Source organism: Microvirga tunisiensis, from assembly GCF_009296175.1.
In the GTDB taxonomy this organism is placed as follows: Bacteria; Pseudomonadota; Alphaproteobacteria; order Rhizobiales; family Beijerinckiaceae; genus Microvirga; species Microvirga tunisiensis.
The window spans coordinates 1-16,973 of sequence record NZ_VOSK01000139.1 but is presented as its reverse complement, the minus strand read 5'-3'; the positions used below and the strand labels follow the sequence as shown (position 1 = coordinate 16,973).

The window sequence follows — 16,973 nt, the reverse complement described above, 5'->3', positions numbered from 1 at the left end:
GCGGCCGCTCGGGCGGCAGAAGCGGCTCAAGGCGCTGCCACTGCCGGTCCGTCAACTCGTAACGTGTCACGTTGTATAAATGGGAACCCCAAGCTCCTCATGGAACCCCTTTGCAGACACGCCCTAGAGCCGTACCCCAGACTCGTTCGAAATCTTCAGGTGCCCGTGTACTCCACAGTCTCGTCCGGCCGATAGTCTGAGAACGTCCAGCCACAGAGCCGAATGCTCTTTGTCAGCCGGTTTTTCTTATTCCTCCTGAGCCAATCCCGAACCCGATCCTCGATCATCGTGCGGCTTGCATCGGCTCCCACCTGGTCCGCCCACTCGAGATCTCGATAGCCCGCTGGCAGGGCCGGCTCCTGCCGCTCTGGTCCTGTGTATCCAAAAAGTTCATAACTTCGATACCGCAGAAGGTGACCAAGATGATCCTTGGGTAGCATCTTCTTTTGGCAGTCAGTGACCTTTGCCAAGAAGGCCGGCGTGTAGCAAAGATTCCGCAGATCGGTGAATGTCAGCGGACACTTGGACACCGCATAAATGTGATTCAGCTGCAGGTGCGCCCCGGGGTCAAAGCTCGTCGAAAATTGGAAGGCGTGAGCGGGGCCCGCATTGTCATCGGCCAGGACCTTTCCAATCGCATGGTCTACTATCGTGCCTCGCGTTCCCCGAATATTGCGGAACACGGCACGCTCGCCGACGGCTCGCACGGCGTTCGGATGGGCAAAAATGGTCAGTGAGGCCAGCGCTTGCTCTATGCTGCCCCATTCCGATTTCGCCAACGTCTCGCGGAGGACCAAAAGGCCATCAAAATCAAAATCATGTAAGCTACGAAATCTATTACGCATTGATTTGGTCTCGGTCCCGTCAGACCATCACGGTCACGAGGCGCTTATAGAAAGCCCTACCTTGCTGTGTCAGCAGGATGCGCTTCGACCGCGGATCCTTGGAGTCTTGCTCTAGCTTTATGAGAAGCCTCGCCCCAGCTTCCTTGCCTCCAACTCGTCGAGGCCGCCCTCGCGCCAGGATGGCGATGTTGCTCCGAGCGGACGCTCTAGGAAGCCCGACGCGCTGATAGAACTCCTCCACGCTCAACGGAGATCCGGCCGCAGCCGGCTCAGCGACGGTCAAGAACGATTGAGCGACGTGACAGGGGATGTTCTCCCACTCCTCACGAAATACGGTCAGCGCCGCGCAAAAGCGGCTAATGGATTTGTCTTCGCAATTCATGCCCTTGTGCCCCCGCACCCTAGCCCTCCCGCCTTAGCAGGGAGAACGTGCTTTACCACGGCTCCTAATGCCGCAGGCGCACGGAATGCAAGCCTTACATCCGCTTGAGAAGGGCGAAGCGCTGATCAAACCCCAAAAAGGATCTGGTCAGACGCACGCCGAAATACCATTACCGGAGTGACTCATGAGCATGCAGATCTCGCTGACAGAGATGCTGGATATTGCAACCAGGAATAACCTTTCGAACTTCAGCTCCTACACTGCGATCATCGAGAACACGGGTCGGCTTCTTACGGCGGATCTTCAGGCTCACAACGTCTCGGGTTTCGAGCCAGGCGATGTCGATTCAATGCTCGAAGCCGCCCAAGACGCAAAGCTCCCTTCGTTCGAGCATCATGTCGTGGTCGTAGAAGGTGCCGCCAACATATTGGCCGCTACGATCGCCGAGGCCCTCGGTGTCGTTCAGACCGGCGCAACCTTTCAGGCCGGGTTCGGCGGGACCTGTGCCGCCTTCTGGCCAAAAACCGCGAAGCAGCCTTGCCCACCGGTCCTCCGCGAATGCGATCCGTCCGGAGATTGGGTCCGCAGCAAGGAGATGATCCAGCGGTCAGAACACAACCGGAAACGTTACCGGCATTACTGAGCTGAAGGCCTCATTCGCCTCCTTGGGACTGGCGCTCGAACCCAGTCCACCCAATCCCCTGCGAGGATAATCGAATGGCCGACGATGCCCGCCACAGATCCCGTATAAATCGCATTCTCGGAACAGAGTACAGCAAGCGTTCCCTACGGGATCACACCCTGATGAACCGCCAGATCGCGGTCTGGGAGGCGGAACGGGTCGAAGGCCCAAAGCTCCCGCTCACTCGAGATGAGGCGATCGACCTCCAGGAGTGGCTACGACAGCACGCGGCTCTCAAGCGCGCCGAAGCCTTCGACGACTTCAAGCCCCGAGATAACGGCCGGGAACTCTGCTTTCGCGAGGCCGATCGCGCCGTGATCATGCGCCAGCGTCTCCTCGAACTCCTCAACCTTCTGGACGCCCAAGTCGATGCAACAACTGCAAGCCAGCCTTCTCGGCACCTCAACTGAGACCAAGACCGGTCTTATCCCAGGCCGAGAGACAGACACCCAGCCAGTCAACATCGCGGTTTATGGCCAGACCATTGTCCTCGACCTCGGGCAGGCTACTAAATCCACGGACAATCTCGGCGAGCCGGGGAAGCCCCGCGTCTGGATCGAGTGGCAGGATCACGGCTGGGTCATCATCCTCCACAAGGACGGCAACCACGATCCGGATGCCCGGATAACTCTCGGTGAGACCGTCACGATCGAAACTGAGGACCTCTGATGTCCAGTGCCGGCATCGGTGCACCCACGCCCTTCGACACCCTCGGCGCGACCCTCTCCTGCCAATGTGGCTACGGGGACCTCTGCGTGTGCCCTCTCAAAGAGGCTGCCATGCGTGCCTATGCCTCTGGGTCCAGGACGCCGCTCCCCGCCATGAACTCCGAACAACGGGATTGGTGCCTTGAGGAGATCGGCTCCGTGGAGGGCCATGATCGCAAGGATCATGATTACTCCACCGACCAACACCTGGCCCGAGCCGTTCTGAATGCCTGGACGGACTACGCTCGGGACAAGGGCCTCTACTGATTATCGCTGGCCCTGTTCGCACCCCCTCTTTCGTCTAAACCCTTTCAAGGAACACCGATGAGCGTCATCGATACCTGGAGAATGCGCTGTCCACACTGCCGTAAGGACAGCAAGATCGAAATCGTCGCCAAAGTCTCAGTGCGCCTGACCGCCGACGGCACGGATTCCGATGAGGTCAGCGACGGCAGCCATGAATGGGACGACGACAGCCAGGCAGATTGCCGCGACTGTGGCTTCTCAGGTCTGGTCAAGGACTTTCGGATGACGGGCTTAGATCTCGTCGACCATGTGGCAGAAGGTTCCTGGATCCTAGAGAGTCAAGTCAGGGTACTCAGCGAGGAACCCACTGACCGCCAGCATCTCAGGATCGTAGATGGCAACGGTACCACGGTCGCTCTGGCACTGCTCAACCCCGACGCAGAGGACAGCCACTTCAACGCCCGGATCGTCGCGGCATCCGCTGGCATTTTGGAAGATGTTGTCGATTTGAAGCAGTTTGTCACCGACACATCCATGAAGATGGACGATCCCCACCGCGACGGCTCCGGCCGAGATGCTCGCCCTCCTGACGGCGATGACTGGAACATCCTTTACCAGAAGGTTCTCTCGGTCATTTCTGCCATCGAGCAAAGGATCGCGGCATGAGTATCCAGCTCCACCAGTTCTCCGAGGAACAGCGAGACATCATTATTGCAGCCCTCCGGCTGTGGCAGCGCACTCCCAAGCATGAGATCCCCGCATCGATCATTGAGCTCGCGGAAAACGACAGGGCCGCGTACCTGAATGATGTCGAGGTCGATAGCCTGTGCGAGGACATCAACCTCAACTCAAACGAGGTCGGCAGCCTCATTTCGCAGATCGCGTGCCTCAGAGCGACCGGCGACCTCGTGGGCGGCACAGCCTTCGAGCATACACCAGCAGATGCCGGCGCAACCCTGGATCAGCTCGTCAACAAGGCCCGCCATCTCGCGCAGCACAATCCCTGGCCGTTGGTTCTGATCACGGTCAAGCAACTCGTCCCCGATGCAGAGCTCGACCCCGATGATCGCCGAGAAGCGATCGCTGGCTCGTATGCGATCCGGGTCGGTCCTGAGCTCGACGATGAGGGAGCGGAAGACGCTGCCCTGACGGAATTCCACAACCGGATCCCGATCCACACGCTCGATGACTTCGACATCGACGCCAGTCGCGTTCCTACGGTTCCTGAAGGAACCCGCGAACTCTGACGCTCCCGGACCTGCCTCCCATCCTTTCGACCCTACAGGGAACCCGATGCCCACATTCCTCTATGACGTTAAAGGTAGCGCCCGGATCGCCATCAGTGCGGCCACCGAGGAGGCGGCCCGCAGCCACCTGCCTCAAATCGGCATGTTCATCGAGCCGACCGATGAGCAGGTTTTCGAATACAATGAGGAGCACTCCTCATTCCAGATTTCCCAGATCGTTCTGGGGTTCGATACGAACCAGGCGGATCTCGCCAAAATCGACGGCGAAGACGTTGCCGATCATTCGTACATCGTTCTCGCCCAGGAAAAGGGGCTGGAGATCCAGGAGGTCGCCGGTGGTTGGCGCGGTCAACACGATGAGGAATGGGTCACGGAGGCCCACCCTTCAAAGGGCGCCGTCGCTCGCGAGTGGTGCCAGTACGAGGGCTACGAGCCGTGAGCCGCGCACTCCGCCCTGCCACTCTGGCCGACGAGACCGAGATCTCCGAAGCACTGGCCCTTTTGCGAGAAGCCCGAGACAAACTCTCGAAGGCTGGTGCTACCAAAGCTCTGTCGGCTGTCAGGATCGCCCTGAAATCGGTCGAGGGAGCTCAAAGGCACGCTCGGCATCGTCGGAACCGCACGGAACGTTCCGATTGAGCGGAACCCATTGCTCTTCCCAAGGTTGTCCAAATGTGGCATTATACCTCGCATAGTCCACATATGGACGGTAGAACGATGAACACTGTAGCAGCTGAAGCCACCCCTCGCCTCAAGGCTGGACCGGGCCTTCGGACCTTCTTCCGGATCGCGGCGGCTTGGGGCCTCTCACCCGCAGAGCAGATTATCATCCTAGGCCAGCCACCCCGATCGACCTTCTACAAGTGGCGGGACCGGCCGGACGAGGCCTCTCTGTCGAGGGACACGTTCGAACGCCTGTCCTACATCTTCGGCATCTACCGCGGCCTTCAAATCCTCCTGCCAAACGAGCAGTCTGCCGATGCCTGGGTCAAGAAGCCGAACTCGGCACAGCCCTTCAACGGGCGCTCAGCGCTTGACGTAATGCTCGGTGGCAATGTCGCCGACCTCCATCTTGTCCGCCGCTATATCGACGCCCAACGAGGGTAAGCTTGATCCCTACCTCTGTCATCCGGTGGTCACCATGCTACCGGATTATCCCCAGTCGCTTCCCGCCCATCGATCTGTTCGAACGTGTCACCGATCCGGCCGACCTTGAGACCGTCCTCGAGATCGAAAGCCTAACGAACGACCGTTTGCGCGATGAAGTCGGCACTCTCCGCTTGATTCCTCCCGAGGATCGTATCAGCGGCCCCGGTACCAGCCCTATCATGGCGGCCTTCACCCATTTGCCGCCTTACGGCAGCCGGTTCACTGACGGTAGCTTTGGCGTCTTCTATGCAGGAAGCGCTCTCGAAACCTCGATCGCGGAGACCAAGCATCATCGCGAAGCATTCATGCGGGCCACGAACGAGCCTAAGCAAGAACTCGACATGCGGGTCTACGCCGTGGACGTGAACGCGACGCTGCACGATGTTCGCGGAATGAAAGACTCCCGGCCGGACATCTACGCGCCCGACAGCTACTCCGCCTCTCAGGCGCTCGCGATTCAACTCAGGACTGATGGCTCATCCGGCATCGCCTATGACAGCGTCCGTGATCCGAAGGGCGAATGCATCGCCATCTTCCGGCCGAAGGTGTTGTTCAACTGCCGTCAAGAGCGCCACCTCACCTACGTTTGGGATGGCGCCGCAATCTCCAAGATCTATGAGAAGAGAGATCTGACGCTCTGATCCCACTTCTCCTCTCCTGAGCTCATAGCTCAAGTTTCCAAGCCAAAGCCCCTCCAATCCCTCCCCGTCGGTCACGATGCGGGAGCAAATGCTGTTGGTGCCCTGCATGTACGATTATCGCTCAAAATCCGACATGGCACTTCTTGCCGTTGAGGTGCGCCGACTGCCGGCGGCAGTTCTCCCATCGTTTTCGGCAATGGTAATCGCATCAGATTTAATGAGGTGCCCCGTTTGGTACGCCTTGCTCGTGCGCTTCGCCAGCTGGGTCAGACGACGGGATCCGGTACTTGTCTGGCGCCTGATCCTATCGCGTGTGCCTCAAGTCGCCCGAAGCATCCGCGACGACCTCGCACTCCACATTGAACAGGGCAAGGACCTCTATGACCCCCGCAGCGCCGGAGGCCTCTGCAAGGAAGAAGTGGCTTGCCTCGTCGACCTGATCCGTCGCCATACCCCCGAAAGAGCGGCCGCATGAAACCCTACGGGAAAGAGCATTCCCATCGCTTAGACGACGATCTCAACGCCTCAAAGCACCGGAAGCTCACCAGCAAAGTGCGGCGCACGAGCCGCCAGTTGGCCAGAGGCAAACGCCGCTCCCTGGACAAGGCAGCCCTCCGGAAGGAGCGAGACGCCTAGCTGTGCCCTACTCTCCCGATCCAACCAACTCCTACAGTCCCATCGAGGCCCTACCTGATGCCCGTCTATCTCGTCATCGGCGACGCCGACACACTTTCAGAAATCGCAAATGATCTCGAAGGCCGCCTGGAGGTTCTGCAGGATGATGGTGCGGGCGACACCCCAGATGCATCTGACATCCAAGCTGCGTCTGAGTGGCTCAACGAGGCCCGCAAGGGCGATCTTCAGTTCCTGGCATTCCCGATCCAGCTGGAGTTTGACGACAGCAACGTTCTAAACCAGATCAAACTAACGCTGGAGAATCTCAACGACGGTCGCAAAGAGCCACTCCCCGCTCGTGTTGTCGAGGAACTGGACCAAGCGGGCCTTGTCCGCAGTATCCGCAATCTGGCAACCGATCTCGATGTAACCCTCTCCACGCTGTCAGGCACATTCACAATCTCGACCGAGCTGGCCCAAGCCGCCGACCTACTGTTCGAGGCGAGCATTCGGATCCTCGGGGACGGTACGACGTCTATCCACAAACTCGCTCTTGAGAGCGCGGAAGCCCTTCGGTCAATCCAAAGTGGAAGGTGCCTCTCGGCGGAAGGCGTCAAGGAACTCGTCTCACGATTGAATCAGGCGGCCGATGCCATCCAGGGCATCCCTTCTAGCGCCCAGATCTAAGTTCGCGATAGCCGCCTTCGATCGACAATCTCGTGTCTAAACGTTTTCAAATCGCAATCACAGATCGGGTAACCGCGAACGCTCTCGTTGCCAAACTCCACCGCCATTCCGGTGAAGTCGGTGTTTCGGTTCGGGAGGTCATCGCAATTGACCGGCGCTCCGGACGCACCGTTGGTACCGGCATTCTGGGCCGGCCCGTGTCGCGGATCCTGGATGACGGTCTCACTCTAGAAGTCAGCCGCACCGCCACGGACGGCACGGAGCACGCCTGTTCGGCTATCCTTGGTGCATTGGCGCGGGAAGCCAGCAAGATCAACCTCTATGGCTATCCCATCTGCCGGCTGACCACCTACACCCGTCATTTCGAAAGCGGGGCATCGCTCCGAGCAGCAGGATGGAGGCTAGACCTTCGCCATCACTCGCAGTTCCATTGGACCGGGAGATCTCTTAAGCGGGTCATCGTCCCAATCGAGCCGAAATCCTGGTCCCACAAAGCGCGACAGAGACCCGAGCGCCCGCTCGGGGAGCCCAGGCTCCGGTGGACCAAGCTTCTGCCTGCGGCTTTGACCGAAGAAGCGGCGTTCCGGATGGGCCAGGCAGCTGCAGCGGCCGGGGCCCTGCTTGCGAGCAATCCTTATTCCTTTCCCATCATCAAGCCGGACGGAAGGACCGAGATCGCATTCATTGGTGACAACCTCTGGGAGCTCTGGAGAGAAGGATACGGGTGTCCCCGGCAGATGCGGCGCGCAAAAGCGTCCGCGCCCAGGTTCTCAGAAAGTGGAACATGAAGGCGTCGAGCTTCTCGACCGCTCAGGTCACCTCAGCCGGAAACGCCCACTTGCCAGCGATCTGCCGATTGCATCGCAGGTTTCGTCAACACTCAACCCTGACACCGAGAGCGAGTGCCGTTCCAGGGCGCCTAAATCTGCGAACTGCTGGTGCAGTGCCGAAATTGGAACGGGATCTGAAAGGGTATCACCACCTCGTTCACTACATCGTCTGATTGCCTCCTCCAGATCTGGACGAAGGACGATATAGTGCAGAACCACCCCGAGATCTCGGAAGGGATCGAGAAACCAGGGCCCAATAACGCCATCTACAATCACGAAGTAGCCACCCTCAGCATAGCGGGCGGCTGCCCCGGCCAGCACCTCGATTACTGTTGCATTCTGGCGATGGGCATCCGTTTGCCACGGTGGGACCAAACCAGCTTTGATGAAATGCCAGAAGTCGTCCGCATGTAGGTGGACCTTCGGGCTGCCGGGCAGTTGCGCGATGCTGTTAGCGGCGGTCGTTTTGCCTGAACCCGGTGTTCCGGTCAGGATAAGGACTTCTGCAGGTCTGAACATGTCGCCCGTGCTGTCGCCTTCTGCCACCATTGACGAGTCCTGTGCCTAATTTCCAATATCGAGCGCTTGGGCAACTGAATTGATCTCTGCGATCGCTGCGTTACACGCGGCAACCTGACCATAGACCAGACCGGACATTGGAAACTGTTGCCCCACACCATTCTTGGCATAGCCCTCGTAGGCTTCAAGAAGACTGTACGCTCCTTGTCGACATCCGCGAGCATGAGCTGAAATGATTCCTCCACGGCCTACGAGCATTTCATTCTTCGAAACCCGTTGACCAACACTCTCCAAGATCCCACTGAAGTTCGAAACCATTCTGACCGAAGCGAGAGGCTCGTTACAGCGAAGGTTCGTACCGCAAGCTATCTCGCGCGGCAGCGACGCCAATAGGATCCCAAAGATTTCGAGCTGCTTACGCTCCCGCTCTGGCCGGGTACGCTCTCTTTCGGCCAACCGCGCGGCCCCAGCACGCTCAATGTCAGCGAGCCTCCTGTCTCTCTGCTCTCGGCGGGACTTAAGCTCGGGATCGGCATTGCCGTCCAAAACGGAGAGTTCCGCATTGGCAAGTCTCGGAGCACCCTTGATAACCGCGATGTCTCCATTCGGCACGATCGCGGCGGCACACATTCCGTCCGACAACCCGCGTATGACGTCTTGCAGCGTCGCTACTTTCTGGAGTGCTCGTAGCTGCAAATTCGGGAATTGTATCGCAACCGATTTAGTGGACTGATCGAGCACCCGCTCGGCAGCGCCGCCATCCTTGTAAAAGCAAACGTCGCCGCGCCCAGTTGGATTGATCACACCCAGCGCGAAATCGTCCTCAATGCTAGCCAACGACCTCTGCTTTGGAGTCGTTTGGAACTGGACGTGCATCTCGCGCCATTGAGCATATGCGTCCGCGAAGCGTGCAGGAATTTGGAGAGGAGCGCACCGCTTCACCGCTGTGATGGCATTTGCAGCCAGGATGTGGAATTCCTTGTCACTGCTTGAATTGACCACCGACGGTTCGGCTCGCAATGTGCCATCCTGGTTCAGCTTGATACTGATAACTGGACGAGCGCCATCATAGTTGACCAGATCAGATGAGAGCGCGTGGCACTTTTCAATCTGGGCCTGCAGTACCGTAATAAGCTCCAACTTGTCCGAGTCAGTCAAGGCGCTGCTGGACGGAGATCTCTGGGTGCTGGGCTCAGGTGTGTTCCTATTCTTAGCATTCAAGAATGAAGGGATATCACCAAAATCCAATTTCTTGCCGACTACTGTCACGCCCGTCTGACTTGCACCAGGCAAGGGAGTCAGGACTACGAGCGAAGCAAGAAAGTTTACCAAGCCTATAGAAGTTAAACGCACCTCAGCCCCCTACTCCGACCAGCCCTGCACTTTCGTCTTTTGGAATCTGAGCTGATCGGGATCCATAATTTACCTGTGGCGGTATACTTCCTCAAGATTGTGAACAATCCAGCTATTGTTTCACGTTCAGTGAGGCATCTTTGTCACAAAGGATATAGGCTGCTGGATCTCACACGGCTTTCAGGCAGAGCTCACACTTGGGCAAACCCCGAAAGGAATGGACATGACGCGCACGCTCTCGATTATCGGCACTGCCGGGCGCAAAGACGACGCTCCGAAGCTCTCGAAGGCGCTCTACGATGCGATGTACGGACATGTCCTTGAGGTGATCGCGCGGGAGGGCGTTACGCACCTGGTCTCCGGCGGGGCCGCCTGGGCAGACCACCTCGCTGTCCGCGCTTTTCTCGACCCGAACCACAGCCTCGTTCAGGGATTGACTCTCTACCTGCCTGCGAACTTCGAGCGCGGTCGCTTCATCCCGGATCCGTCGGTGCAGTTCAATCCGGGGAAGACTTCGAATTACTATCACGACCAGTTCTCTCGAGCGATCGGGGTGAACACTCTTTCCGAGATCGCCCGGGCCGCCGAGAAAGGCGCGGCTCTGGTCGTGGAGCCAGGCTTCTTCAACCGAAATGCTTCGGTCTCGCGCTCCGAGATCCTCCTGGCCTTTACCTTCGGCGCGGACGAAGCGCCGGCGACGTTCCGCCGCCTTAGCCCGGGGTTCCGGGATCCTCGCGTGGCCGGGTTAAAGGACGGAGGGACGGCCGACACGTGGAAAAAGGCCACAGCCAGCGAGACATCCCGGAAGATCCATGTCTCGCTGACGTGGCTGGCGGGTCAGGTCGCGCGCTCCGGCGATTTGCACCTGGCCTAAAGCCCCTCACCTCTTGCCACCGTAATCGCACGCGCCGGCAGACTGATGCGTGCTTCAACATGTCCATCGTAGGCCGGGCCCTCCGACACTGGGCCTAAAGGAACCCCATCATGAACGAAACGAAATCCACAATCGAAGGGATCGCCCATGACGCAGGCTGGGACAGCTACACGCTCCTGCTCCTGATGTGCCGTCGTCTCGATGAAGTCGGTCAGTCCTCCGACATGATCTCGCATCTTTCCAACCTTCGTGACGATGAAGGTGATGGACTGACCCTCGACGAGAAAATCGAGGCCGCCAAAGGCGAGGGCTACACCGTCAACGAAAAGGCAGCCGGCGAGTTCGTCTTCAACGATCCGAACGGAAATGACGCCGACAACGGCCCATGGCCGACGGAATCTAAGGCCTGGGCTGCGGCCTACGATGACATGGAGGCCTAAGATGGGGTGCAATACACGCGAAGAGAATGCGGCCGAGATGGCGGCCGATGAGGCCCGGCGGTCCAATCGCACCCGGCACAGGATTCGAATCCAGCGCCAGCTCATCGAGACCGGCACCGCTGAAATCGACGTTCCTGAAGGCGACGATCCAGCCGAGTACCTGGAAACGCTGCGGGCGAATGGCGACGACTTCCTCCGATGGAGCTCCAATCGCGTTGAGGACCTCCCGTAGAGATCGCCCCGATCTAGTCTCGTAACTTCACCCCCGCTCCGCAGCTCCGACCCCAGTCTACTCACGGATATCCAATGGACGATCTTCAGGCCCTAAAGGCCGCTGCCGCCCGTCAGGTCGCGCACCTCCACCAATATGACGGCATGTTCACCAACTATGTTACCGTCAAGATCAAACACGAGATCCGGACCAAGATGGGCCTAGCGTTCGCCGCGAATGAAATCGCGATCGCTGAGCCCACCTCAAACGCGATCGAGGAGGGTCCCTACGCGGGGCAACATCAGCGCACTGTCTGGTCAATGAAAAATCAGGTTAACACCACTCTGTTCGAGACCGACCTTGAGGTGCTGCAGCGAAAGATGAATAGATGCCTGTGATATACGAGCGGTGCTAAATGTCGCTCGTTAGGGTGGCTGACAAATCCGTACACGCCTACCAAACTAAGGCAATGATCAAGTACCTCAGTCAATTCGCTATTGCTTTCGCCAGTCTCTATGCCCTCGGCATCGGAGCGCTTTATTTGGGCCAGCGCAGCATCCAGTACCAAGCGTCCACCGATCGGACGACGGCGCCCGAAGCCGGCTTGGCAGGCTTCCAGGACATCGTCTTGATCACACCTGATGGTGAAAAGCTCGTCGCCTGGTGGAAGGCACCTAACCCTGGCAAGGCTATCACCCTCTACTTCCATGGGAACGGAGGATCACTTTGGAACCGCCGGGACCGAGCTCGCTCCCTTACCGACGACGGCCGCGGTCTCCTCATGGTTAGCTACCGTGGTTATTCGGGTTCAACGGGCTCTCCGACCGAAGCAGGCCTCCACACCGACGCCCTAACTGCCTACGACTGGATCGCCAAGTCTTACGAGCCCTCCCGCCTCGTGGTCTACGGCGAGTCGTTGGGAACAGGGGTCGCGGTTCGCCTTGCCTCAGACCGGCCGGTGGCAGGGGTCATCCTCGACGCGCCCTACACGTCCACGGCGGAAGTCGCCAGCAAGATCTATTGGTATGCTCCCGTTGGCCTGCTTATGCTGGACCAGTTTCGATCGCTCGACATCATCCAGAAAATAAAGGCGCCGCTCCTGGTTATGCACGGGACCAAGGATCCCGTCATTCCGATCGAGTTTGGCGAAAAGCTCTTCACGGCGGCCCATGAACCGAAGACCTTTGTCCGCCTCGAAGGCAGTGGTCACTCATCGAACCTTGAGGACGGTGGGCTCAAAGCCGTGGACGCGTTCCTGAGCAACGTCGAAATCCAAATTGCATCGTCTCGGAGCGCCAAGAAGGCGGAAGTCCCCTAGACCATTGGCCGCGCTCGACAATTATCCACAGGGCCTCTAGAAACCCCATTAAGCTTCGCGGTATAATCCGAAATAGCATTAGATCGCATCTAATGGGTTAATGGACAGTTATCGTGCCTGCTCTGCTGGATCAGATAATGGGAGGCCCCGGAAGCTCCGGCAGCATCAAGCTGCCCAGCGAGCAGCCGCCGGCTGCCATTTCCTGGATTAGCGAGCCGATTTTCCATGCCGGCACCGATGGGATTGTCCAGGAAGCCGTGGCCGTTCTTTGTCGCAATGGTCTTGGGCGCGCTTATCGTTCCGCGATCTTCGGGTTTACAAGATCGCGGAAGGTTGTCCCTCTTAGCCCCACGACCACAGGGCTGGGCCGAACCACCAACCTTGAACCAGCCGGGATTTCATATGGTCACGGCATCAGCCATGGTCAGCTGCGGATCCGAGATAAATCTGGCCTCCATGCCGTCAAATGGACCATCCTCGACGTTTACGATCCTGACCCAGTCGCCCGGCTCACCCCTTTCAACGATGCCAGGTTTGCCGTCCTCAACTACTGGCTGAATGAGACTGGCTACCTGCCTAGCACCGTAGCCCAAAACGTAAGCGCGGTAGAGATCGCTCGCCTTTCAGCACCGGAGGAAGAGCGCACGCGGAAGGCCGCATCGGTCAGGTAAATCTCTGACCACCCTAAAGGACGAGCGTCCTGGTTGGCGCCAAACCCCACAAATGAAACACCCTGACACTGACCGCATCGGCCGCCTTCAGGCCGAGGGCCGTCAGATGAGGTCGCATGATCAAGTTCATCCTGGGCCTCCCCTACGTAATGCGGGGACCTCTGCTCGATACGGCACGAGCTCTCAAGGCTCCCGTGCTTTTCAGCGCCAACGCACTGTCGAACTGGAAAAAGGATGCTCTGGGCATTCCTGTCTGGAACGGCTTCAATACCAAACGCCTAGGATTGCTCGACGGTATGGAGGCGTACCTGGACTGCGGAGGCTTTGTGGCCGCCCGGCAGTATCGCGGGTACGCGTGGTCGGTCGACGAGTATCTCGATTTGTGTGCCGCCTACCCGTGGCGATGGGTCGCCAGCATGGATTATTGCGTCGAGCCTGAAATCGCGGGAAACCGTGAGACCGTTCTGGACCGGATTTCCGCAACGGTCGCCCTGAACCGCGCCTGCATGATCGGCGCCCGGGATCGGGGGATCCTTCATCGTCTGATGCCCGTAATCCAAGGCTGGATGCCGGAGGATTATGCCCGGTGTCTGGATCGGATGCCTGATCTCTCGAGCTTCGAGGTCATCGGCGTCGGGAGCATGTGCCGGCGCCACCTCAATGGAAGTACGGGAATTCTCCAAGTAGTCGAAGAGCTCGATCGGCATCTTCAGGGATCGAGTGTCAAACTGCACCTCTTCGGATTGAAGGGCATCGGCGCAGCTGAACTCCGAGGCCACCCGAGGATTTCCACCGTTGACTCTCAGGCCTATGGGACCCGGGCCCGAGTGCTCGCGCGCGAGGCGGGTTTCAGCAAGACCAACAAGTTTCTCGCCGAGATCATGGCCGACTGGTACCAGCGCCAGGTCGCAGCTATTGAGCAACCAGTAAAAACCACTCGCCACCCTTCGCCACTGCTAAATCTCTGTCCGCCTCGTCCCGACGATCCCATGGAAGCCCGGCTCCAGCAGGCCCGCGAACAAATGCGCGAGTTACTCGAGAGCGGGGAGATCGATTGGGAGCAGGTTCACGACGGCAACGTGCTTGCATGGGCCTATGACGAAGAGGCCGAAGCTGGAGAGCCTTCTATCCTGCTAGCCGCCTGATCGTTACCAAATTGCCGGATTGAGGCGTCGCTTCCATCGCTCACCTCTTGGGAGGCTGGCGATCGCCTCAAGATCCCTCCTAGCCTTTGAAGACCGTGTCGGTGGCACCAACAAACCGGAGGCAGGATCGATCGTGGCTTTTAAGGCTTCAGGTTCGAACTCCGGCAGATCACTCGGATCAGCCAGTTCATCTACAGCAATCTCGCTCTCTACGACCTCTAGCACTTCGTCAATCGACGCATCGTCTATCGTCACGGCTGGGGCAGGTTCAGCTTCGACAGGCCTGGAGCGCTTTTGCCGCACCCTCTTAACGGGCTGTTCCGGCATCCTGGCAGCCTCCGCCAGACTCGGAAGAACCCTCTGTACGGGTTTCGTTGGCTCACTGACCTCCACCGGTGTCTCAGGTTTCTCCGGATGGAGTAATTTATCGACTTCCGCCTGCATTGCGCCGAACAGGCGCTTGGAAGGATTGCTATCGCGTCCCGGAACGCGGGACCGCTTCACCTCAACGGCGAATGGCTTTGGTGTCCGCTTCATATGCTCTGCTGAAAATGAAAGATTTCTGGACCCGCCTAAAAGAACGGGGCGACTACGTCAACCAATATGCGTCTTCTGACACTACGGGTCTTGGCATTACCAAAACCCTACTGAGAAGCAACTCCGCCCGGCCGATGCCCGGGCGTTTTTGCTGAGTTCTCCAATCAGAGGTGACCCCATGGTCAACATCACATCCCTAGCCGACTTCAAGCGCTTCCTGGCCCTGCCTTCGGCTACTTTGGAGGTCCTTTGCAACGATGTAGTCGCGGCTCGCGGGATCACCGCCGAGACCAGACCGGACCTGTTTGCTCCTAGAACCGTCAAAAAGATCCAGACGAACGCCGTCTGTTTTAGTAATAATGTCTGGCTCTACTTCAAGAAAGCCAGCACTTACCGCTTTGAAGGCGACCGCGTCATTGTCGACACAGCTCAAGATGGTTCGTTCTCGAAAATAATTGAGTACAAGCTGTCTCTCTCTGACAGCGTCGCGTCCGCCGCCTGACTGCTTCCATGACAGTCAATACTCACAGACGGCTCGGCATTGGGGGGCATCAATCCGCGAACTCAGGGACCGATGTCTGGTTAACCCCACCCGATCTGCTCAACCGCCTCGGCGGAGATTTCGACCTCGACCCCTGCGCAGCGCCTCTGCCGCGCCCATGGACGACAGCTCGAGAGCACTACACCTGGCCTCACCAGAACGGCCTGCTGCTGCCTTGGTTCGGACGGGTATGGCTCAATCCGCCTTATGGTCGGGCGATGGCGGGGTGGCTTCGAAGGATGGCTCAGCACGGCCGTGGCACCGCCCTTATCTTTGCTCGCACCGACACGGAATGTTTCCACAGTTCCGTGTTTGGAGAGGCCCACGCGATCCTGTTCCTCAAAGGTCGTCTGACATTCTGTTATCCCGACGGACGGCCTGCCAGATATGACGGTGGCGCTCCGTCCGTGTTAATCGCATACGGAACAGAAGACACCGAGCGTCTTCTCGACAGCGGCATTGAAGGGGCCATTGTCGGCTTAAAGCGACCGGTCCTAATCCATCTGGCTATGACAATCGACCCACCTGGGCAAACCTGGCGCGAAGTTGTGGCCGATACCCTCAGATCGCTCGGCGGCCGCGCATCACTGCGCGATCTTTACGACGCACTCTGCGACCATCCCAAGGCGAAAGCTAATCAGCACTGGCAGGCGAAGATCCGCCAGACGGTCGCGAAGATCGGCTTATCCCGGATCGCAGAGGGCCAGTACGAATTCGCCCTCTGATTCACGAACTTGGCGAATACTCGCTACCAAACTCCTGGACAGGATCATGATCACTGCACTTCAGATCGTCATCGGCCTGATGATGATCCGTTTCGTCGTGAAGCATTTAAACTGGATCAGAACTCGTGGCGTCTCTGCTCGCGACGTCTATGTCATTGACGGAGACACTATTGGTCTCCGCCGGCGGGGTCGCCCCGACGAGCGGATCCGGATCTCGAACATCGACGCGCCGGAAACTCGGGGCATCAAAAGTCTCTGGGAAGGACGAAAGGGCGAAGCCGCCAAGGATGCCCTTCGCGACATGATCTGGCTCGCTGAAACGATTGAGATTGTCGGCTGGGGAAGACGCGACCGCTACGGCAGGACACTGGCTCGGATCGCAATAGTCGCAGGTGACCGTCGCTTCGACATTGGGAAATCCATGATCAGCCGCGGCCACGCACGCCGCTGGACCTAGCTCACCCAGCCCACGCTTCCAGATTGTCAATCAGCTTTGAAGAATGACCCCGGATCGGCGTTGAACTTTGACCCCGCACGTGATGACGGATCCGGAGCGATGGTTATGAGATTTGACGGCTCAGGCCCTGTTCTTGAAGCGCCAGCTCTCG

Annotated in this window: 25 protein-coding genes; 21 read left to right on the top strand and 4 right to left on the bottom strand. The window is 58.6% G+C overall.

All coding sequences use genetic code 11. The annotated features are described in order from the left end of the window. Positions 1-155: 155 nt before the first annotated feature. Positions 156-845, bottom strand: coding sequence for a hypothetical protein (locus tag FS320_RS25225; protein WP_152714654.1), 690 nt, complete (start codon positions 843-845; stop codon positions 156-158). A gap of 566 nt (positions 846-1,411) precedes the next feature. On the opposite strand from FS320_RS25225, the gene FS320_RS25220 reads away from it, so the two are divergent. The 11 genes from FS320_RS25220 to FS320_RS25165 all read left to right on the top strand — a co-directional run bounded on the left by FS320_RS25220 (position 1,412) and on the right by FS320_RS25165 (position 7,989). After that, the gene (locus FS320_RS25220) at positions 1,412-1,870 is read left to right on the top strand and encodes a hormone receptor (RefSeq protein ID WP_152714653.1); all 459 of its coding nucleotides are present in this window, start codon (positions 1,412-1,414) and stop codon (positions 1,868-1,870) included. Positions 1,871-2,031: 161 nt separating this feature from the next. Continuing rightward, positions 2,032-2,319: a hypothetical protein gene (locus tag FS320_RS25215; protein WP_162003224.1), complete on the top strand. Its 288-nt coding sequence runs from the start codon at positions 2,032-2,034 to the stop codon at positions 2,317-2,319. Then, positions 2,279-2,578 carry a hypothetical protein gene (locus FS320_RS25210; protein WP_152714651.1) on the top strand — a complete coding sequence of 100 codons (300 nt, stop codon included), beginning with the start codon at positions 2,279-2,281 and terminating at the stop codon, positions 2,576-2,578. The genes FS320_RS25215 and FS320_RS25210 overlap by 41 nt, the downstream gene beginning before the upstream one ends. Next, entirely contained in the window at positions 2,578-2,883 is a 306-nt protein-coding gene (locus FS320_RS25205) for a hypothetical protein (protein ID WP_152714650.1), read from the top strand. The genes FS320_RS25210 and FS320_RS25205 overlap by 1 nt, the downstream gene beginning before the upstream one ends. Before the next feature lie 57 nt (positions 2,884-2,940). Further along, positions 2,941-3,528 (top strand): hypothetical protein, encoded by a 588-nt coding sequence (locus FS320_RS25200; protein ID WP_152714649.1) that lies wholly within the window; start codon positions 2,941-2,943, stop codon positions 3,526-3,528. After that, a complete protein-coding gene (locus FS320_RS25195) occupies positions 3,525-4,109 on the top strand; it encodes a hypothetical protein (RefSeq protein WP_152714648.1) in 585 nt (194 codons plus the stop codon). Before FS320_RS25200 ends, FS320_RS25195 begins: the two co-directional genes overlap by 4 nt. A gap of 46 nt (positions 4,110-4,155) precedes the next feature. Then, positions 4,156-4,548, top strand: coding sequence for a hypothetical protein (locus FS320_RS25190; RefSeq protein ID WP_152714647.1), 393 nt, complete (start codon positions 4,156-4,158; stop codon positions 4,546-4,548). A 278-nt stretch (positions 4,549-4,826) separates the two neighbouring features. Beyond that, positions 4,827-5,216, top strand: coding sequence for an MbcA/ParS/Xre antitoxin family protein (locus FS320_RS25180; RefSeq protein ID WP_244627358.1), 390 nt, complete (start codon positions 4,827-4,829; stop codon positions 5,214-5,216). A gap of 2 nt (positions 5,217-5,218) precedes the next feature. Continuing rightward, positions 5,219-5,899: an RES family NAD+ phosphorylase gene (locus tag FS320_RS25175; protein ID WP_152714644.1), complete on the top strand. Its 681-nt coding sequence runs from the start codon at positions 5,219-5,221 to the stop codon at positions 5,897-5,899. 693 nt (positions 5,900-6,592) lie between these two features. Then, on the top strand, positions 6,593-7,201 hold the full coding sequence (locus tag FS320_RS25170; protein WP_152714643.1) for a hypothetical protein: 609 nt from the start codon (positions 6,593-6,595) through the stop codon (positions 7,199-7,201). A gap of 32 nt (positions 7,202-7,233) precedes the next feature. After that, a complete protein-coding gene (locus FS320_RS25165) occupies positions 7,234-7,989 on the top strand; it encodes an XF1762 family protein (RefSeq protein WP_152714642.1) in 756 nt (251 codons plus the stop codon). A 27-nt stretch (positions 7,990-8,016) separates the two neighbouring features. Here the strand turns inward: FS320_RS25165 and FS320_RS25160 are convergent, their stop codons facing one another. Together FS320_RS25160 and FS320_RS25155 are read right to left on the bottom strand one after the other, a co-directional pair. Next, a complete protein-coding gene (locus tag FS320_RS25160; RefSeq protein WP_152714656.1) occupies positions 8,017-8,550 on the bottom strand; it encodes an AAA family ATPase in 534 nt (177 codons plus the stop codon). Positions 8,551-8,595: 45 nt separating this feature from the next. Then, on the bottom strand, positions 8,596-9,819 hold the full coding sequence (locus FS320_RS25155; RefSeq protein WP_152714641.1) for a hypothetical protein: 1,224 nt from the start codon (positions 9,817-9,819) through the stop codon (positions 8,596-8,598). Positions 9,820-10,126: 307 nt separating this feature from the next. Between FS320_RS25155 and FS320_RS25150 the strand changes: the two genes are divergently transcribed. The 7 genes from FS320_RS25150 (at position 10,127) to FS320_RS25120 (ending at position 14,562) form a co-directional block, all read left to right on the top strand. Continuing rightward, positions 10,127-10,777 carry a hypothetical protein gene (locus tag FS320_RS25150; RefSeq protein WP_152714640.1) on the top strand — a complete coding sequence of 217 codons (651 nt, stop codon included), beginning with the start codon at positions 10,127-10,129 and terminating at the stop codon, positions 10,775-10,777. Positions 10,778-10,887: 110 nt separating this feature from the next. Beyond that, on the top strand, positions 10,888-11,217 hold the full coding sequence (locus FS320_RS25145; protein ID WP_152714639.1) for a hypothetical protein: 330 nt from the start codon (positions 10,888-10,890) through the stop codon (positions 11,215-11,217). A 1-nt stretch (position 11,218) separates the two neighbouring features. After that, complete coding sequence (locus tag FS320_RS25140; RefSeq protein WP_152714638.1) at positions 11,219-11,449, top strand: hypothetical protein; 231 nt, start codon at positions 11,219-11,221, stop codon at positions 11,447-11,449. A gap of 74 nt (positions 11,450-11,523) precedes the next feature. Continuing rightward, positions 11,524-11,826 carry a hypothetical protein gene (locus FS320_RS25135; RefSeq protein WP_108523443.1) on the top strand — a complete coding sequence of 101 codons (303 nt, stop codon included), beginning with the start codon at positions 11,524-11,526 and terminating at the stop codon, positions 11,824-11,826. A 17-nt stretch (positions 11,827-11,843) separates the two neighbouring features. Beyond that, positions 11,844-12,746, top strand: coding sequence for an alpha/beta hydrolase (locus FS320_RS25130; protein ID WP_244627357.1), 903 nt, complete (start codon positions 11,844-11,846; stop codon positions 12,744-12,746). 113 nt (positions 12,747-12,859) lie between these two features. Then, positions 12,860-13,417, top strand: coding sequence for a hypothetical protein (locus FS320_RS25125; protein ID WP_152714637.1), 558 nt, complete (start codon positions 12,860-12,862; stop codon positions 13,415-13,417). A gap of 116 nt (positions 13,418-13,533) precedes the next feature. Beyond that, complete coding sequence (locus tag FS320_RS25120) at positions 13,534-14,562, top strand: deazapurine DNA modification protein DpdA family protein (protein ID WP_152714636.1); 1,029 nt, start codon at positions 13,534-13,536, stop codon at positions 14,560-14,562. Positions 14,563-14,565: 3 nt separating this feature from the next. On the opposite strand, the gene FS320_RS25115 is transcribed toward FS320_RS25120, so the two are convergent. Then, positions 14,566-15,099, bottom strand: a complete 534-nt coding sequence (locus tag FS320_RS25115; protein ID WP_152714635.1) for a hypothetical protein — start codon at positions 15,097-15,099, stop codon at positions 14,566-14,568. Positions 15,100-15,277: 178 nt separating this feature from the next. On the opposite strand from FS320_RS25115, the gene FS320_RS25110 reads away from it, so the two are divergent. The 3 genes from FS320_RS25110 to FS320_RS25100 are packed head-to-tail and all read left to right on the top strand — an operon-like array spanning position 15,278 to position 16,822. Beyond that, positions 15,278-15,601 (top strand): hypothetical protein, encoded by a 324-nt coding sequence (locus FS320_RS25110; protein WP_152714634.1) that lies wholly within the window; start codon positions 15,278-15,280, stop codon positions 15,599-15,601. Between the two features lie 8 nt (positions 15,602-15,609). Continuing rightward, positions 15,610-16,365 carry a DNA N-6-adenine-methyltransferase gene (locus tag FS320_RS25105; protein ID WP_152714633.1) on the top strand — a complete coding sequence of 252 codons (756 nt, stop codon included), beginning with the start codon at positions 15,610-15,612 and terminating at the stop codon, positions 16,363-16,365. Between the two features lie 46 nt (positions 16,366-16,411). Then, positions 16,412-16,822, top strand: coding sequence for a thermonuclease family protein (locus tag FS320_RS25100; protein WP_152714632.1), 411 nt, complete (start codon positions 16,412-16,414; stop codon positions 16,820-16,822). Positions 16,823-16,973: the final 151 nt, after the last annotated feature.

What these genes read in the sequence shown, in the direction of transcription:
- FS320_RS25225 (WP_152714654.1), bottom strand. Translation starts at nt 845, where the DNA reads ATGCGTAATAGATTTCGTAGCTTACATGATTTTGATTTTGATGGCCTT.
- FS320_RS25220 (WP_152714653.1), top strand. Translation starts at nt 1,412, where the DNA reads ATGAGCATGCAGATCTCGCTGACAGAGATGCTGGATATTGCAACCAGG.
- FS320_RS25215 (WP_162003224.1), top strand. Translation starts at nt 2,032, where the DNA reads ATGAACCGCCAGATCGCGGTCTGGGAGGCGGAACGGGTCGAAGGCCCA.
- FS320_RS25210 (WP_152714651.1), top strand. Translation starts at nt 2,279, where the DNA reads ATGCAACAACTGCAAGCCAGCCTTCTCGGCACCTCAACTGAGACCAAG.
- FS320_RS25205 (WP_152714650.1), top strand. Translation starts at nt 2,578, where the DNA reads ATGTCCAGTGCCGGCATCGGTGCACCCACGCCCTTCGACACCCTCGGC.
- FS320_RS25200 (WP_152714649.1), top strand. Translation starts at nt 2,941, where the DNA reads ATGAGCGTCATCGATACCTGGAGAATGCGCTGTCCACACTGCCGTAAG.
- FS320_RS25195 (WP_152714648.1), top strand. Translation starts at nt 3,525, where the DNA reads ATGAGTATCCAGCTCCACCAGTTCTCCGAGGAACAGCGAGACATCATT.
- FS320_RS25190 (WP_152714647.1), top strand. Translation starts at nt 4,156, where the DNA reads ATGCCCACATTCCTCTATGACGTTAAAGGTAGCGCCCGGATCGCCATC.
- FS320_RS25180 (WP_244627358.1), top strand. Translation starts at nt 4,827, where the DNA reads ATGAACACTGTAGCAGCTGAAGCCACCCCTCGCCTCAAGGCTGGACCG.
- FS320_RS25170 (WP_152714643.1), top strand. Translation starts at nt 6,593, where the DNA reads ATGCCCGTCTATCTCGTCATCGGCGACGCCGACACACTTTCAGAAATC.
- FS320_RS25160 (WP_152714656.1), bottom strand. Translation starts at nt 8,550, where the DNA reads ATGTTCAGACCTGCAGAAGTCCTTATCCTGACCGGAACACCGGGTTCA.
- FS320_RS25150 (WP_152714640.1), top strand. Translation starts at nt 10,127, where the DNA reads ATGACGCGCACGCTCTCGATTATCGGCACTGCCGGGCGCAAAGACGAC.
- FS320_RS25145 (WP_152714639.1), top strand. Translation starts at nt 10,888, where the DNA reads ATGAACGAAACGAAATCCACAATCGAAGGGATCGCCCATGACGCAGGC.
- FS320_RS25140 (WP_152714638.1), top strand. Translation starts at nt 11,219, where the DNA reads ATGGGGTGCAATACACGCGAAGAGAATGCGGCCGAGATGGCGGCCGAT.
- FS320_RS25135 (WP_108523443.1), top strand. Translation starts at nt 11,524, where the DNA reads ATGGACGATCTTCAGGCCCTAAAGGCCGCTGCCGCCCGTCAGGTCGCG.
- FS320_RS25130 (WP_244627357.1), top strand. Translation starts at nt 11,844, where the DNA reads ATGTCGCTCGTTAGGGTGGCTGACAAATCCGTACACGCCTACCAAACT.
- FS320_RS25120 (WP_152714636.1), top strand. Translation starts at nt 13,534, where the DNA reads ATGATCAAGTTCATCCTGGGCCTCCCCTACGTAATGCGGGGACCTCTG.
- FS320_RS25115 (WP_152714635.1), bottom strand. Translation starts at nt 15,099, where the DNA reads ATGAAGCGGACACCAAAGCCATTCGCCGTTGAGGTGAAGCGGTCCCGC.
- FS320_RS25110 (WP_152714634.1), top strand. Translation starts at nt 15,278, where the DNA reads ATGGTCAACATCACATCCCTAGCCGACTTCAAGCGCTTCCTGGCCCTG.
- FS320_RS25105 (WP_152714633.1), top strand. Translation starts at nt 15,610, where the DNA reads ATGACAGTCAATACTCACAGACGGCTCGGCATTGGGGGGCATCAATCC.
- FS320_RS25100 (WP_152714632.1), top strand. Translation starts at nt 16,412, where the DNA reads ATGATCACTGCACTTCAGATCGTCATCGGCCTGATGATGATCCGTTTC.